11 protein-coding genes are annotated in these 16,282 nt (G+C 36.1%); 6 read left to right on the top strand and 5 right to left on the bottom strand.

Annotation, left to right across the window (positions count from 1 at the left end; genetic code table 11):
- The first annotated feature begins 10 nt into the window (after positions 1–10).
- The gene (ppk1, locus tag H8B04_RS07385; protein ID WP_190301930.1) at positions 11–2,053 is read left to right on the top strand and encodes a polyphosphate kinase 1; all 2,043 of its coding nucleotides are present in this window, start codon (positions 11–13) and stop codon (positions 2,051–2,053) included.
- A 4-nt stretch (positions 2,054–2,057) separates the two neighbouring features.
- Here the strand turns inward: ppk1 and H8B04_RS07380 are convergent, their stop codons facing one another.
- The 5 genes from H8B04_RS07380 to H8B04_RS07360 all read right to left on the bottom strand — a co-directional run bounded on the left by H8B04_RS07380 (position 2,058) and on the right by H8B04_RS07360 (position 11,165).
- The gene (locus H8B04_RS07380) at positions 2,058–4,502 is read right to left on the bottom strand and encodes a DUF4982 domain-containing protein (protein WP_190301929.1); all 2,445 of its coding nucleotides are present in this window, start codon (positions 4,500–4,502) and stop codon (positions 2,058–2,060) included.
- Between the two features lie 79 nt (positions 4,503–4,581).
- A complete protein-coding gene (locus tag H8B04_RS07375; RefSeq protein ID WP_190301928.1) occupies positions 4,582–7,479 on the bottom strand; it encodes an exo-beta-1,4-galactosidase in 2,898 nt (965 codons plus the stop codon).
- 162 nt (positions 7,480–7,641) lie between these two features.
- On the bottom strand, positions 7,642–7,842 hold the full coding sequence (locus H8B04_RS07370; RefSeq protein WP_165289764.1) for a DUF6965 family protein: 201 nt from the start codon (positions 7,840–7,842) through the stop codon (positions 7,642–7,644).
- A gap of 18 nt (positions 7,843–7,860) precedes the next feature.
- Complete coding sequence (locus tag H8B04_RS07365; protein WP_190301927.1) at positions 7,861–10,245, bottom strand: endonuclease MutS2; 2,385 nt, start codon at positions 10,243–10,245, stop codon at positions 7,861–7,863.
- Positions 10,242–11,165: a DUF4296 domain-containing protein gene (locus H8B04_RS07360; RefSeq protein ID WP_190301926.1), complete on the bottom strand. Its 924-nt coding sequence runs from the start codon at positions 11,163–11,165 to the stop codon at positions 10,242–10,244. Before H8B04_RS07360 ends, H8B04_RS07365 begins: the two co-directional genes overlap by 4 nt.
- A gap of 91 nt (positions 11,166–11,256) precedes the next feature.
- Here H8B04_RS07360 and H8B04_RS07355 point away from each other — a divergent pair, with 91 nt between their 5' ends.
- Genes H8B04_RS07355 through H8B04_RS07335 form a run of 5 tightly spaced genes read left to right on the top strand, consistent with a single transcriptional unit; the run spans position 11,257 to position 16,282 of the window.
- Positions 11,257–11,946, top strand: coding sequence for a YggS family pyridoxal phosphate-dependent enzyme (locus H8B04_RS07355; RefSeq protein ID WP_190301925.1), 690 nt, complete (start codon positions 11,257–11,259; stop codon positions 11,944–11,946).
- A gap of 15 nt (positions 11,947–11,961) precedes the next feature.
- Entirely contained in the window at positions 11,962–12,771 is an 810-nt protein-coding gene (locus H8B04_RS07350; protein ID WP_165289768.1) for an RsiV family protein, read from the top strand.
- An 18-nt stretch (positions 12,772–12,789) separates the two neighbouring features.
- Complete coding sequence (locus H8B04_RS07345) at positions 12,790–14,058, top strand: aspartate kinase (RefSeq protein ID WP_190301924.1); 1,269 nt, start codon at positions 12,790–12,792, stop codon at positions 14,056–14,058.
- A complete protein-coding gene (locus H8B04_RS07340; RefSeq protein WP_190301923.1) occupies positions 14,051–15,235 on the top strand; it encodes a THUMP-like domain-containing protein in 1,185 nt (394 codons plus the stop codon). Before H8B04_RS07345 ends, H8B04_RS07340 begins: the two co-directional genes overlap by 8 nt.
- 51 nt (positions 15,236–15,286) lie before the next feature.
- Positions 15,287–16,282, top strand: a complete 996-nt coding sequence (locus tag H8B04_RS07335; RefSeq protein WP_190301922.1) for an LLM class flavin-dependent oxidoreductase — start codon at positions 15,287–15,289, stop codon at positions 16,280–16,282.

The raw sequence follows: 16,282 nt of genomic DNA, 5'->3' as shown, positions 1-16,282 counted from the left end.
TTTTTAGCAGATGAAAAATCATAATCTTTTTAATAATAGAGATATCAGTTGGCTGTACTTCAATGAACGCGTATTGTTGGAATCCCAACGAGATTATGTTCCGTTATTGGAAAAACTGAAATTTCTAGCTATTTATTCTTCTAATTTAGATGAGTTTTTTCGTGTTCGAATACCTCTTTTGCATGGCTGGAAGAAATTGGATAAAAAAGGAAAATTAGACAGTACGGATCAGCAAGCTGAATTAAACGTTTACAAAAAGGCTAAAAATATCATTAAAAAGCAGCAAGAACTTTTTGGTCATATTTTAACTCAAGAAATAATTCCAGGACTAAGTAAGCATAATATTATTCTACATTACGATTTAGCTTTACCTGAATTTGCCCTTACTACACTACGTGAATTTTTCTTAGCGGAAATTGCTTCTTATTTACATGTTTCAAAGCTTGAAGACCATACGGACTTCTTTCCGCTCAATAATGAGTTGTATTTCTTTATTCTAACATCCAATCAAGAACGTTACTTCTGCCCTATTCCCTCATCAAGTGTAGGTAGGTTTAAGACTATTGTTCACGAAGAAAAGTACTATATTTTCTTTATTGATGATATCATAAAACACTTTTTAGCGGAAGCCAATCTTATTCCTAATATTGAATCTTTCTATAGCTTTAAAGTAACTCGCGACGCGGAATTGAACTTACAAGAAGAAGCAGGAACCGATCTAACTGAAGCTTTAATAAAAGAATTAAGTAAACGAGATTTCGGTATTGCCACGCGTCTTTTGTATCAAAGCGATTTACCTTCGGAAGAATTGGCCATCTTATTGGACTGCTTAAATTTGAAAAAATCCAATACCATGAAAGGTGGAAAATACCATAATTTGAAAGATTTCTTTGATTTTCCTGCTCATAATCGACAATTAGAATATCCTCAAGCTGTCTCGATAGAACCTCCCTTTCAAGAATTATTGAATTCCAATTCTATATTTTCAGTCTTACAGCAACAAGAAATCTTATTACACACGCCCTATCATAGCTATGACACTGTTTTGCGTTTTTTCAATGAAGCGGCTATGGACGAATCTGTTCAGTCCATTTGGGTAACTTTATACCGATTGGCAAAAGATTCAAAGATTGGACGCGCCTTATTGAATGCAGCACAAAATGGAAAGAAAGTAAATGTTTTTGTCGAATTAAAAGCTCGTTTTGACGAAAGTAATAATTTGCAATGGGCTAAGCGTTTGGAACAAGCTGGGGTAAATATTTCCTACAGTATACCAAAAATAAAAGTACATGCTAAAGTGGCTCTGGTCGAACGTCTAGAAAACGAGCAAATCAAATATTATGGACTCTTGTCAACAGGGAATCTAAATGAAAACACAGCAAAAGTGTATACAGATCATTCTTTGCTGACTTCTGACGAAAAACCATTAAAAGAGCTTGCTACACTTTTTGATTTCTTAACCAAACACCGCGAGAAGATTCATGATAAAGAATTGGTTTTTCACCATCTCTTAGTTGCACATTTTAATTTGTACGACGAATTTATGAATCTTATTGACCATGAGATTGAACAAGCTAAAGCAGGCCGTATAGCATTTATTCGTATAAAACTGAACAATTTAGAAGAGGAAACTTTAATAAAAAAATTATACGAAGCTTCCTCTGCAGGTGTGCGAATTGAGCTTATAGTCCGAAGCATTTGTAGGATAATTCCTAACCAAATAGGTTTGAGTGAAAATATAACTGTAAGACGTATTGTAGGTCGCTTTTTAGAACATTCTCGAATTTTTCACTTTCATCATGCTGGAGATAATTTAGTATATATAGGTTCTTCGGATTGGATGAACCGCAATATTTATCATCGTATTGAGGTGTGTTTTCCGATTAAGAATGAACTATACAAGCAGCAACTATTGAAGTATTTGGATATACAATTAGCTGATGATACTTCGGCCAGCAGTATTAATAATTTAGGTCAGAATGAGATCCCTGAAATCAATAATTTCATCGATGCACAGGAAGAAATTCCGCGTTTTTTAATACATTGCGATTAACTTATTATTTTATATTAATCGATAATTCTGAAGATTTAAGACCTTTACCTTTTACTACTAATTTTGCGATTCCAGCTTTGTCTTTAGACTGAACCAAAACAACTAATTGTCCGTTGAAAGTCCTCATCGTTGGTAAATGAAAAGGCTCTAAAGATGTAGGGTCGCCATTACACACTGCCTTAAAATTTCCAGCACCACTAACTTCAAACTGCAAAGGTATATTCGCATTTGGACATAAGTTTCCATGCTTATCCACTACAGACACTTTGACGAATGATAAATCTTCTTTATCAGCGTTAATCGTACTTCTATCTGCTTCTAAAACTATTTTATGAGGTTTTCCTGCTGTATGAATTTCTTTTTCCATTGCTTTTGAACCGTCTTTGTGATAAGCGACAACTTTTACCGTACCTGGCTCATACTTCACATCCATCCACATTAACCGGTAACGGTGTTGCGGAGTAGAATTGTTTTTTTGCTGAACTCCCATGCTCTTTCCATTCACAAAAAGTTCTGCTCTATCAAAATTTGTATACACAAACACGGGGGTGGTCTGTCCCACGCGATCTGGCCAAGTCCAATGAGGTAAAATATGTAAGGTGTTATCCGTAGTATTCCAACGACTGCGGTACAAATAAAATCGATCTTTTGGCAAGCCAGCTAAGTCATTGATACCGAAATATGAACTACGCGAGGGCCATTTTTCATCATAAGGTGTTGGCTCGCCCAAATAATCAAATCCTGTCCATACAAATTCACCTATAACCCAATCTTTATCATCCTGCAAGATAAAATCATCTTCAGGAAGATTAGACCAACTTGTCGATTCCAAATCATAGCTCGAAGATTGCAAATCGTCATAAGTTTTGTTCTTCGCAATTTGAACCGGAAATTTATATACACCGCGCGAACTTACGGTAGACGCTGTTTCTGAACCCAACAACATGCCTTGTGGAAATTTTTGGTAAGCCTCTTCGTACAAATGTGTTCGATAATTAAGACCAGGAATATCCACCAGCACCCCAAATCCAGATTCCATAACAGCTTTTACTTGGTCCATACCGACAGTCACAGGACGCGTAGGATCTTCCCGATGAAAGATTTCTTGTAAAAATTTAGCTCTTTTCACTCCTTCACTACCCCATTGATCCGGCACTTCATTTCCAGAACTCCACATGACTATGCTGGGATGATTTCGTGTTGCGCGCACTAAATTAACGATGTCTTTCTCGGCATCGGAATTAAAAAACTTCGCGTAACCATTCTTCACTTTCGGCTTTGCCCATTCATCAAAGCTTTCAGCTAAAAACAAAAACCCCATTTCATCAGCTAACTCCAATTGCTCAAAAGATGGCATATTATGTGCACTTCGTATGGCATTACACCCCATATCTTTGAGAATTTCCATTTGTCGTCGCAGCGCGGCTTTATTTACGGCTGCTCCCAAAGGTCCTAAATCATGATGGAGACATACGCCTTTAAATTTGGTTACTTTATCATTTAGTAAGAATCCTTTTCCAGCAATGTATGCTATGGTCCTTATTCCAAACCGTGTATGTTTTATATCCGTCAACTTACCATCTTTATATAGTTTTGATATAGCGATATATAAATTTGGCGCGTCAGGTTCCCATAATTTCGGATTCTCCACTTTGATATCCTGTTCGAAAAACTTTCCAAAGACTTTAGAAGAAGAATCTACAGCTACAGTTTTGCCATTCAAATCTTGGATTTCAGTTACGATATAATCTGGCTGCCCTACAACTTCGGATTTAACATGTACTTGCGCAAAGTCTTCTTGTAGTTGTTTTGTTGTTATGCTAATTCCCCATTGTTCAAAGCTCACATCTTCCGTCACAATAATAGATACATTCCGATATAAGCCTGCTCCGGGATACCATCGTGAAGACTGCGGTAGATTGGTTAGCTGTACCGCTAAAGTGTTTTCTTTATTTTCTAATAATTCCTCGCTGATATCAAAGTAGAAATAACTGTATCCATAATTCCATTGTCCGATTAATCTTCCATTCAAATAAACCTTAGGTTGGCTCATTGTTCCTTCAAAAAGTAACAATGCACGCTTGCCTTTTTTAAAATCTGGAACTTCAAAAGTATTACGATACCAAGCCTCACCAATATATGGCAACGCTCCTGTACGTCCTGTTTTTTCAGTGGCTACTTTTTCATTATTCTGTGTTATGGCTACTGTCTGTTTATCAATTTCTTTGTCAAAAGGCCCGAAAATAGCATAGTCATGTGGAATTCGAACCTTTTCCCAATTTTTAGCGTCAAAATTAACTTTTTCGGCTTCGGGAATTTCACCTCGTTTAAACAACCAGCCATCATTTAATTTGATAACTGATCGAACTTGTCCGAAAACGCTATCTCCAGTAAAAAGAAGGATGAATGTGAATATTAAATTGGTATAATGACTAAAATATGCTTTCATAGATGTAATTAGGTACAAATGATATTATTTCATCAACAAAATATATGAAACATTTTTATCAAAACTATCCTTTACTGTCCTACTCATTCACTTTATTTTGATTCGAATTTGGTTTTAATTCATCGGGACTGTCATGGGTGTAATTGGAGACTTTCGTGCGAGATGCGGTTTGGAAAATATCTTCAATGATTTCTAAACGAATAGTATCTTTCGGATCAAAAGCATTAGACTCCATATATTCCATTATAGAATGATACAATTGCACTGAAGATGGCTTACCATTCATATTAGCTTGTAAATCCGCACTACTCACCACAATTTTACCATTTCCGACTTTTGCTTCGAAAATTAATCCCAATCTTCTGCTCAAAAACCAAGTATCTATAGGTTGTACAATTGGTTTAAAATCTTGTGGAAAATCCTCTAAATTCATAACCTGAGCTTTTTGCTGTATATCCCACCATTGTAAATCCGAGTGATAGCTCGTCGGAAAATCCGCAAAAGCCTTATGATTATGTTGAATCAACATACCCGTCACATGGGGTGGACGCATCTTGAACCATGAAGTATTCCAAAAAACTGGCAAAAAGTGCATTTCTACTTCCTTTCCCTTCAGCACTTTTCCTGCAGCGTTTAGGAATACTTTTCCACCTTCAGCTAATACTTTCTTTGCCTTTTCATCCCAAGAAGTGGTATAATACACAGAAGAATAGGTTTTTTCTTTGGTAGAAGGATATACCCAAAAATTCCAATCATTGATAAACGAAGTGCCTCGAACAGTTACTTCTAGCTTATATTTAGTCGGTTTTTGAGTATTTTGCAAAGATTGTTTTATTTTTCCCACAGGAATTCCATTGGCAATCGGATAAGTTTTAGGATCAAAACTTCCTTTAGAAAATATTTCGCCACGTTCATCGCGAATCACCCAATCCAATATGGCATGCGCTAATGCAGATCTTCCCGAATGAAATAAGGCAACATCTACTTCTAAATTTTCAGAATTTGAGAATACGAATTTTGGAAACTTCGTCAAAGGAACAGTCTCATTCGAAAATTTTATATATTCATCCGCCGTAACATAACCTTTTTCTTGCCAAAAAGCATTCAAAACCCCAACTAAAGCTGTTCCTTGCCCAGGAAAATCTTGTAAACCTAATAACTGAAAACCGCAATAATCTGGGGTGCGCAGAATTCTCTCGATATCATGTTTGTACGCTAAAACTTGAAGTTTACCGGAAGCCATCAAAAAGTCTTTAGCTTGATCAGACATATGGTTATCCGTCAATATTTGCTTGAACATTTCCAAGTTTTTCGCACGATAAGCACCTGTATATTGCGAAATCTCCTCAAAATTTGGAAAAACACAATACTGACCATTTTCATGCGCTATAAAAGGAACCTGAAAAGAAGCAAGCTGCGCACTAAAATCAGAATAGGTTTCTGGCATTTTATTCCATTGCAAACCTCTTAATCCACCTCGCACCTGAAATTCCGCATTTGGTACTACTGGCCAGCTACCACCGACCGACATACCAGTATATACCCTTCTTGAATCTTTAGCTTTCCAATAATCTACATATTTATTTAAGTAGGCAACTTGATTTCCTGCAGGTTCATTCCCAGCGGACATCATCACGAATGAGGCATAATTGCCATAGTGCTTAACCATTCGCTCACTTTCATCATACAAATATTGATCTACAGGCTGTCCCAAACCGATTTTAGGCCCGTGATTTGGCCAGCTAGGTGCTTCTGGCTGCAAATATAATCCAACACGATCTGCTGCAATAAAAGCTGCCTCAGGAGGACACCACGAATGAAAACGTACATGATTCAATCCAAAAGACTTGATTTTCGTATAAATCTTTACCCAATCTTCTACGTCTGTTGAAGGATATCCTGTCAGCGGAAATTCACAATTGTGCAATGTACCTCGCAAAAACACAGGTCTTCCATTAATTTTAAATTGCTTATTTTCTACTTTGAAGTCACGCATACCAAACTGCACGACTTTTTCTTCTTTACCAAAGGAGGAATTTAAAGTAATTTTTAAGTTATATAATGCTGGGTCAAATTCATCCCAAGTCAACATACCTTCACTGAAAGGAACTTGTAATTCATACGTTTCAGTTTCCAAAACATCAAGAGATTTCTTAATAAGTTTCGTTTTGTCTTTTTTAGTGGAATTAAAACTTTCTGCGGAATAAGATATTGAAGTGGTGATTTTCTTACCTGTACGATTTTTTATTGCAAGCTTAATGATGGCTTTTCTATTGGTGATATCAGGAAAAACCGAGATCTGATCGATATGAATTTTAGGCAATGCTTCTAAAGCAATTTTTCCTATGATTCCATTCCAATTTCCTTGCGTATGATCCGAAATACTATGCGAATCAGGCCCTACATTTATTTCTTTTATTTGATTGTCAACTCGTATTGTGATGTTATTTTTTCCTTTTTGTAAATAAGAAGTAATATCATAAATATGGGGTGCTACCAATGAATTTTGTAAACCTACTTCCTGACTATTCACCCATACACGCGTCTCGATATGCGTCCTTTCAAGAAATAGAGTAATTTGCTTATTGGTCCAATTTTGAGGTATTACGACTTCCTTTTGATACCACGCTGCTCCAGTATAATACTTTAATGGTGTCAACCAAAAAGGAATATGAATATTTCCAGGCTGCCTAAACTTCTCCAAAGCCGGGCTAAAGTAAAAAGAACTATCATATATGGAACCGGTCCATTTTGTGGTCAAGGTAATCTCTTCTCCTTTATTTTGAGCAGTCATGGAACCAGGCAAGTTTATTTCATCATTTAGCTTTTGAGAATACCACTTTTGCTGTACACCCAAATCTGAATGGTCTATTTGAAAATGCCATTTTCCGCGCAAAGAAATCTTCTCTTGGGCATAGCTTGGGCAAATAAAGACGTAAAAAACTCCATAAAGAAGTAAAGAGAATATGTTTTTCATTTTAAAGTAGATAGCAATTTATAATTGGACTGACTAATACCCGTCAGGTTTTGATTGATTGAAATCGACTATAAAAATATACAAAACTTCCTAGATACAAAATCTAGTGTAAAATAAAAGGCACGACTATCCTGCCGTGCCTTAACTAAATATTGGTCTTATTTAATTTTTAAGCGCTTCTTTGAACTTCATTAAGCGTACGTAACCAGGACACTTTGTGATATCCTTTTGCCATTTATCCAATTCAATAAACTGTACTTTCAGGAATAAAGGAACATCTACCACAATTTGGTCTTCACTTATTTGTACCTGCTCCGGATAAGTTTTTCCTAATAATTCTTGCTGTAATTCTTCTTTAGTCACTTCTTCCTCCTCTTAAAATTATCCAATATAAGCATATGTAATACCGTCTCCACCTCTATCTGCATGCTCATCCTCAAAACGACTCACATGATTGTATTTACGCAAGTAATCTCGAATAAACTTCCTTAAAATTCCATCTCCTTTACCATGAATGATTTTCAGTGTAGGATAACCAATCATCACCGCACGGTCTAACACCAATTCAATCTTTTGCAAAGCATCTTCAGTACGCATACCACGCACATCTAATTCGGGATAAAAATCGGCCGAAGATTCTGTTGATACAGAACTTTGTCGTTTGATAGCTTTTGATTTTTCTTTGCTTCTTAATTTTGTTACTCTGTTCTTTTTAACAACTGTACGAAGTTCACCTAAAGCAAGAATTAAGCTATTGTTTTTTGTAATCTCCAAAATCTCACCTTCCGAACCTGAATCTTCAATACGCACCCAATCACCCACTTCTAATTCTGTTGTAACAGCAGTTGTACCCGGAACTTTAATTAGATTTTTAGCTTTTTGCAAAGAAGTAGTATGTTGATCAAGTGCTTTATTAAGCTTAGAACGAATTTCTTTAGTTTTCTCTTTATCCGCTTGAACGTTTTTGATTTCAGCAATGGTATGTTCAATGAGCTTATTCGCATCTTTCAGAATTAGTTTAGCTTCTTCCTTCGCTTTGCGAATAATCTCACGCTTATTGGTTTCTATATCCGTACTCAAAGCTTCATACTTTGCTTTCAACTCGACTAATTCCTTTTCGCGTTTGCTGATAGCATATTTCGTATCTACGATCTCCTTTTTATCTCGTTCTAAATCCACGAGTAAAGTATCCACTTTCTTCTGTTGTACGCCTATTTTTTGTTTTGCAGACTCCAGAATATCATTAGTCAAACCAATTTTTTGAGCTATTTCGAAAGCATAAGAACTACCAGGTTTTCCGATTTGCAAAATATACAAAGGCTGCATCTTTTGGTTGTCAAACAACATAGAAGCATTTTCCAAACCTTTAGTATGACTTGCAAAAAGTTTTAAGTTGGAATAGTGAGTAGTAATCACTCCTCGAACCTGCTTTTTATTCAATTGCTCCAACACTGCTTCCGCAATAGGTCCACCAAATTGTGGATCTGTCCCCGTTCCAAACTCATCGATTAAAATTAATGTTCGAGCATTCGCAAATGTCGTAAAATGCTTCATCTTAGAAAGATGGGCAGAATATGTACTCAAATCACTTTCTATAGATTGATCATCACCGATATCTGCGAAAATCTGCTTAAATATCCCGATAGAAGAACTTTCATCCGCTGGAATCAAGAGACCAGACTGCACCATGATTTGAAGCAAACCCACTGTCTTCATACAGACGGACTTACCTCCCGCATTCGGACCAGAAACTAAAATAATTCGATCTGTAGCGTCTATTTTTATATTTAAAGGAACAACCTCATTCTTTTCTTTAAGTGAATTCAGAAATAAAATAGGATGTCTCGCATGTACTAAATTTATACTAGCTTCTTTGTCCAGTAATGGCATATTTGCTTGCAAATCAATTGCAAATAATGCTTTTGCACGAACAAAATCCAACTTAGTAATCAAGCCATGGTAGGACAATAATAGAGGAACATTAGGACGAATTTCTGTTGTCAACTCCGTTAATATACGAACAACTTCTCGTCTTCTGTCAAATTCCAAATCTCTCACTCGATTGTTAAGGTGAAACACCTCTTCTGGCTCTATATAAGCAGTTTGTCCTGTAGCAGATTCATCATGTATTAGGCCTTTAAGCTTTCTTTTATTTTCCGCAAGAATAGGAATACACAAACGACCTTCACGAATAGTCAAGCTACCATCCGCTGTCCATCCATTCGCTTGTGCCTGTCTATATACAACATCCAAACGCTTACGCGCTTCCTGTTCTGATTTTTGAATTTCTTGCGTAATGGCTTCCAATAATCTAGAAGCGTTATTTTTCAAGCGACCACGATCGTCCAGCACTCGCTCAATAGAACGAATAATAGATTTTTCAATTGGCAAATGTTCAAATAACAATTCCAGATGCGCATATTGTCCTTCTCGATCATTGAAATAGCGAATGATATTAAAGACGGTGCGTAATGCCAAAAGCATGCGGTACAATTCATCTTCCGTCAAAAAAGCACCTTCCAGCTTAGCTTTATCTGCTAAAGGCTTTATCGGATAGATATGATCCACAGGAAGCGGCTCATCGTGTAATAATAATTCTTTGAATTCGTGCGTTTGACGCAAAAAGCGATCGATTTGATCTACTTTTATCTGTGGCTGAATTTTCTCCACCATCAATCGTCCAGCCTCACTCAAACATTTCTCTTTGATTAACTCTCGTATTTCCGTGAAGCCCAGCTTATCAATTGCATTTTGAGGATATATCATTGAGGTAATTGTCGTTTTACAGGTTTTACCATTCGATCATTTTTAAACAATTCTCGTCTTTTACGTAAGACTTCTCTGACCGAATCTTTTTTTGTTGCATCAGGTTCATCATTTACCTTAACAGGTTCTTCTACTGGTTGAAGCTGCTCAGCCGCTCTATCCAATGAAACTTCCTGTGGTTCTTCCGTTGGAAGTTGTTGAGGAGCTTGATAATAAGAACCTACTGAGGGATTATAGATGTTCAATTTATTAATAAAACGTTCGCTATTAAGTTTAAATTGTGTCAAATCAATAGCTTTATTTTTTGCTGTATCAACAAATACAAATGGCGATTTGAAGTTGCGCGCATAATTTGCCAAACTATCTTTATCTAACATAGTCAGATTTGGAACCGGTATTAAGTTGAATTGATTATTTAAAAAATCGAAATTTGTATTATTCAAGACTCTCCGTGTATAGTCAAAATAATTTCTAAATCCAGTATCACTGCTGTTATAATATCTCAGGTTTTCTATACGACTATATATACGTTGCATATGATATACACGTTGCATGCTATCTTGTTGCTTCGCATTACGAATAGAATCTTCAACATGAAATTCGCGTTCGTATTTACTTAAATTTTTGTTGATATCGCCATAGATTTTATCTGTCAAATTCGGATTACCAAAGTAGAAATTCAAATTTTTGACAAAAGTAGCAGAATCAATATCGTACTTATCAAATATTTTATCATACAATACAGGCATTACCTTCTTAGCACTGTCTGAAGGCAGAGTATTCAAATAACCATCCACTATAGAAACTTCTGTAAGTATCTCTGTGATCTTACTTTCCGAAACTACTCCACTCGGTTTGGACTTGGCACAAGAAAGAATCAAAAAAAACGATATAAATATGCTGTATAATAACCTTTGCATTGCTTAAATTTGTACAAATTTACGAAATGATACTCTTCTATGAGCCACATCTTGTAAAATAATAATTTTATCTTCTTAATTGGATTTTATAATGAGCATTACGACAAATATTGAGGAAATTCAGACCGAGTTAAAACCTTTGGGTGTAACTCTTGTGGCGATATCGAAAACTAAACCTATAGAAGATATACAAGAAGCCTATGATGCTGGTCAACGTATTTTTGGAGAGAATATGGTTCAAGAAATGGTTGATAAGTACGAAAAACTCCCTAAAGACATTGAATGGCATTTAGTAGGTCATTTACAGACCAATAAAGTAAAATATATTGCTCCTTTCGTGGCTATGATTGAATCTGTAGATTCATTAAAGGTTCTGAAAGAAATCAATAAATATGCACATAAGAACAATCGTATAATAGATTGTCTCTTACAAATTTATATTGCTGATGAAGACAGTAAATTTGGTTTAGATCATGTTGAACTTATTGAATTATTAGAAAGTCAGGAATATGCTGAATTAGAAAATGTACGTATCCGTGGTTTGATGGGAATTGCGACAAATACCGACAACGAAAAATTCATTAAAGAAGAGTTTTATGAATTAAAAATGCTTTTTGATGGCATCAAAGTAAGTTATTTCCGCAAAGAAGAATTCTTTGATACGCTTTCTATGGGCATGTCTTCGGATTACAAAATTGCTATTGAGCAAGGCAGTAATATGATTCGCCTAGGTAGTACATTATTCGGAAAAAGAGTCATCAAACATTTCAAAGCAAAATAAAAATTGCATTATTTAATGGTAAAATTAGCCTACATATTCGCTTTTATATTGTTTAATTCCTGTTCGCAAGGTAATGTAAAATCCCAATCGCAGCAGGAACAAGTTACTCCGCGCGATACGGTGTCTTACACTTACAATATACATAAGAATATTAGCTCTTATCTGGTGGAGAGTGAAGGAAATATAGACACGGCTTATTACCAAATATCTTATCCTATATTTCACGATCGAACTTTGAATGAAATTTTATCTCCCTATATTTTAGTGGATGGAGATGAATCGCCAGAGATTGCTGCCGAATCCTTTATTTTAGGTTACAATGAATTTGTGGAAGAAAGCAGTACGCAAAGCATAAACTTCCCTTGGTACAAAAATGTATCTAGTGAAGTGTGGACCAATACTCCATTATTTTTGACTTTGGCTACAGCTGTGGACGAATATACTGGCGGTGCTCATGGCAATCATTACACGATAATCTCTACTATTGACCTGGAAAAAAAGAAAAAGATCGAACTAAAGGACATAATCCAAAAAGAGAATATTCCCACATTCACAAAAATCGCAGAGAAACATTTTAGAAAGAATGAAAATTTATCAGATTCTGCCTCATTAGAAAAGGATTTCTTTTTTGAAAATGGTATTTTTGCGGTCAACGACAATTTTGGACTAACCAAAAATAGTTTTGTCATTTATTACAATGAATACGAAATAAGACCGTACGCTGAGGGACCAACTTTATTAGAAATCCCCTATTCGGATATCGAAAACATCCTGAATCCTGTAGGCCAAAAGTACATTCACAGTTTGAGACAGTCTTTAAATTAACCTTATACGAAATTATACATGCAGGTATTTAAGTTTGGTGGTGCTTCTGTAAAGAATGCGGACAATATCAAAAACGTAACTTCCATCATCTCCACATACAATTCTTCGGAATTAATAGTCGTAGTCTCAGCCATCAACAAGACCACAAATAAACTAGAGCAAGTTATCAATGCTTATTTTCATCAAAATAGTGATTATTTTGGTTACCTGAATGAGGTGAAACAAGAGCACTATCAAATATTACATAATCTTTTCGAAGATCCAAACCACCCCATTTTTGACGAAATAGCCAATACTTTTGTGGAAGTAGAATGGATACTGGAGGAAGAACCACAAGATACATACGATTATTTATATGATCAGATAGTGTCATTAGGAGAAATACTTTCTTCAAAAATTATTGCGGCATATCTGGTTCATACAGGCATGAAAGCTAAATGGATCGATGCCCGTGATTATATTCAGACGGACAATACCTATCGTGAAGGAAAAGTAAATTGGCAATTGACAGAAGACAAAATCCGCCGAGACTTGCCAGAAATTTTGGATGAATATATTGCGATTACACAAGGTTTTATTGGTTCGACTTCGGAGAATTTCACAACAACCTTGGGTCGCGAAGGGTCAGATTATTCTGCTGCAATCTTTGCTTCCTGTCTCAATGCGGAAGATATCACCATTTGGAAGGACGTACCTGGTGTATTGAATGCCGATCCAAAATGGTTTGCTGAAACAGAGCTTATTCCCGAGTTATCGTATACGGATGCAATCGAATTAACGTATTATGGTGCAACGGTAATTCACCCTAAAACAATTAAACCACTACAAAACAAGAAGATAACATTAAATGTTCGTTCTTTCATCAATCCGGAGAAACCCGGTACAGTTATACGCACTACAAATCAGACTCTACCCGTTCCATCCTTTATCTTTAAGGTAGATCAGGTATTTATCAATATTCAACCGCGAGATTTCTCTTTTATCGTAGAAGACAACTTATCTCACATATTTAATCTATTGCATGAGCATCGTATAAAGATTAATATGATGCACAACAGTGCTATTAGTTTTGCAATTAGTGTAGATAATACAGGTACAAATATTGATGCTTTATTAGAAGATTTAGAAAAGAGATTTAAAGTAACCGTCGAAAAAGGGTTAGAATTAATCACCATTCGCTATTACAATCAACAAACAATTGATCGAGTATTAGTAAATAAAGAAATAATTCGCGAACTTAAGGATCAATATACTTGTCAGATTCTGGTTAAAGATTTGAATGAATAGAAACATCTTACATAAAGAGGTTCAGGATTATATAAAAGCTTACAGGCAGTTGGATCCAGCGGTTGTGGCTTTTAAGAAAAGTCCTTTTCCAGACGTTTCTCCATCCGAATTGGCAGCCCAAATTGATGGCTGGCAACGTGCCTGCAAGAAGTTGCCGACTTGGGCATATTCAGCAAACATTTATTATCCCGATAAAATCAATTTGGAACAATGTTCTTCGGAGCATACCGCTTTGGTGAAGCAATCATTGATTCGCAAAGGAAGCAAAGTGGTCGATGTAACTGGAGGCTTTAGTGTAGATAGTTGTTATATTGCGCAAGAAGCGCATATAGTTGTCCATTGTGAACTAAACGAAAAACTTTCCCAAATCGTAAAGCACAATGCGGAGCAGCTTGGTGTACGCAACCTAGTTCCGCTTCATACGGACGGCGTCAAATTTGTCGAAGAGCAAGAAGATGACTCCTTGGATTATATTTACATTGATCCTTCCCGCCGGGTTAATCACGCAAAAGTATTCTTATTAGAAGACTGTGAACCTAATATCGTCGAGCTACAGGACATGTTTTTCCGTAAATCGCGTTATATTCTGTGCAAACTTTCTCCGTTGATGGATATCAATTCGGCTTTACAGAAGTTGAAGCACGTAAAATTGTTATATGTTATCAGTGTAGATAGTGATTGCAAAGAATTGTTGTTCTTGCAGGATCGAGATTTTAATGGAGAAACTACAATAACAGCTATTCGTTTGTTTTCTGACCAGTTGCAGAATATTTCTTTCACACCAGAAGAAGAAAAATCAACTTTAGTCAAAACATCCGAACCCTTAAACTATCTGTACGATCCAGATGTGGCTATTACCAAAGCTGGAGCTTTTAAAAGTGTAGCCAAAGCATTTGGCTTGTTTAAACTGCATACACATACACACCTCTATACTTCCGAAAATTTGGTTAAGGATTTTCCTGGACGTATTTTTAAAATCCAAAACGTGTACTCTTTAGGCGAATTTAAGAAACTAAACACGTTTGCAAAGGCGAATGTAGCCACCAAAAATTTCCCAATAAAAGTAGATGAGATTCGTAAGAAATTCAAAATCAAAGACGGAGGAGCAGATTTCCTATATTTTGTGACGGATTACGCGGAAAACCATATTGTCATTCATTGCTCAAAAGTTGAATAAAGACATACAGCTTACAATCTTCTATCCTATTCATTGTATATTTAAATTACTATGAATAAACTAAAAATTTCGGCTCTAGAATTAGCCACAATTTGTAAAAACAGTAACCCATCAGAAGCCATTCAACGTGCTGTTGATGGTGCTCAACATATCGAAAAATTAGGTTTTGAACGTATTTGGTTTGCAGAGCACCACAATATGCCGCATATTGCGAGTTCTGCCACTTCGGTTTTAATCGGCCATATTGCAGGCAAAACCAATACAATCCGTGTAGGTTCCGGCGGTATTATGTTGCCAAACCACACGCCCTTGGTTATTGCTGAACAATTTGGCACACTCGAAAGTATTTATCCGGGAAGAATTGATTTGGGATTAGGTCGTGCGCCTGGAACAGATCAACTCACTGCGATGGCTTTGCGTCGCAATAATTTGAATACGTCATTCTATTTCAAAGATGACATCTTAGAATTACAGCAATATTTGGATGAAAACAATGTACAAGCCAAAGTGCGTGCATTTCCAGGAGAAGGCTTAGATATTCCGATTTACCTTTTAGGTTCTAGTACTGATAGTGCTTATTTAGCTGCTGAATTGGGCTTACCATATGCTTTTGCTGCACACTTCGCTCCTGCTATGTTAAAACAAGCTACAGAAATTTACCACGAAAAATTCCAACCTTCTCAATATCTACAAAATCCTTATTTTATTATTTGTGTAAACATTGTGGCGGCAGAAACTGTAGAAGAAGCGCAATTCCAGTCCACGAGTTTGTTCAATATGTTCGCAGGAATCTTGACGAATTTACGTAAACCACTTTCTCCTCCCACGGAAAAACCAATCTATGATGGCATTCCCGAAATAGAACAAGCCGTGCAAAGTATGGTAAATTGTACGTTTATTGGTACAGAGAAAGAAATTCGTGAAGATGTTTTGGCTTTTGCTGAACAATATCAAGCGGATGAGATCATGGCAACAAATTATATCTTTGATGCCAAGAAACGTTTAGAAGCATATGATATTATTGCGAAAGCATTGATAGAAAAATAA

Source organism: Sphingobacterium litopenaei (assembly GCF_014692495.1).
Taxonomy (GTDB): Bacteria; Bacteroidota; Bacteroidia; order Sphingobacteriales; family Sphingobacteriaceae; genus Sphingobacterium; species Sphingobacterium litopenaei.
The sequence above is the reverse complement of the archived record's forward strand: the minus strand, read 5'-3'. Positions and strand labels throughout refer to the sequence as shown.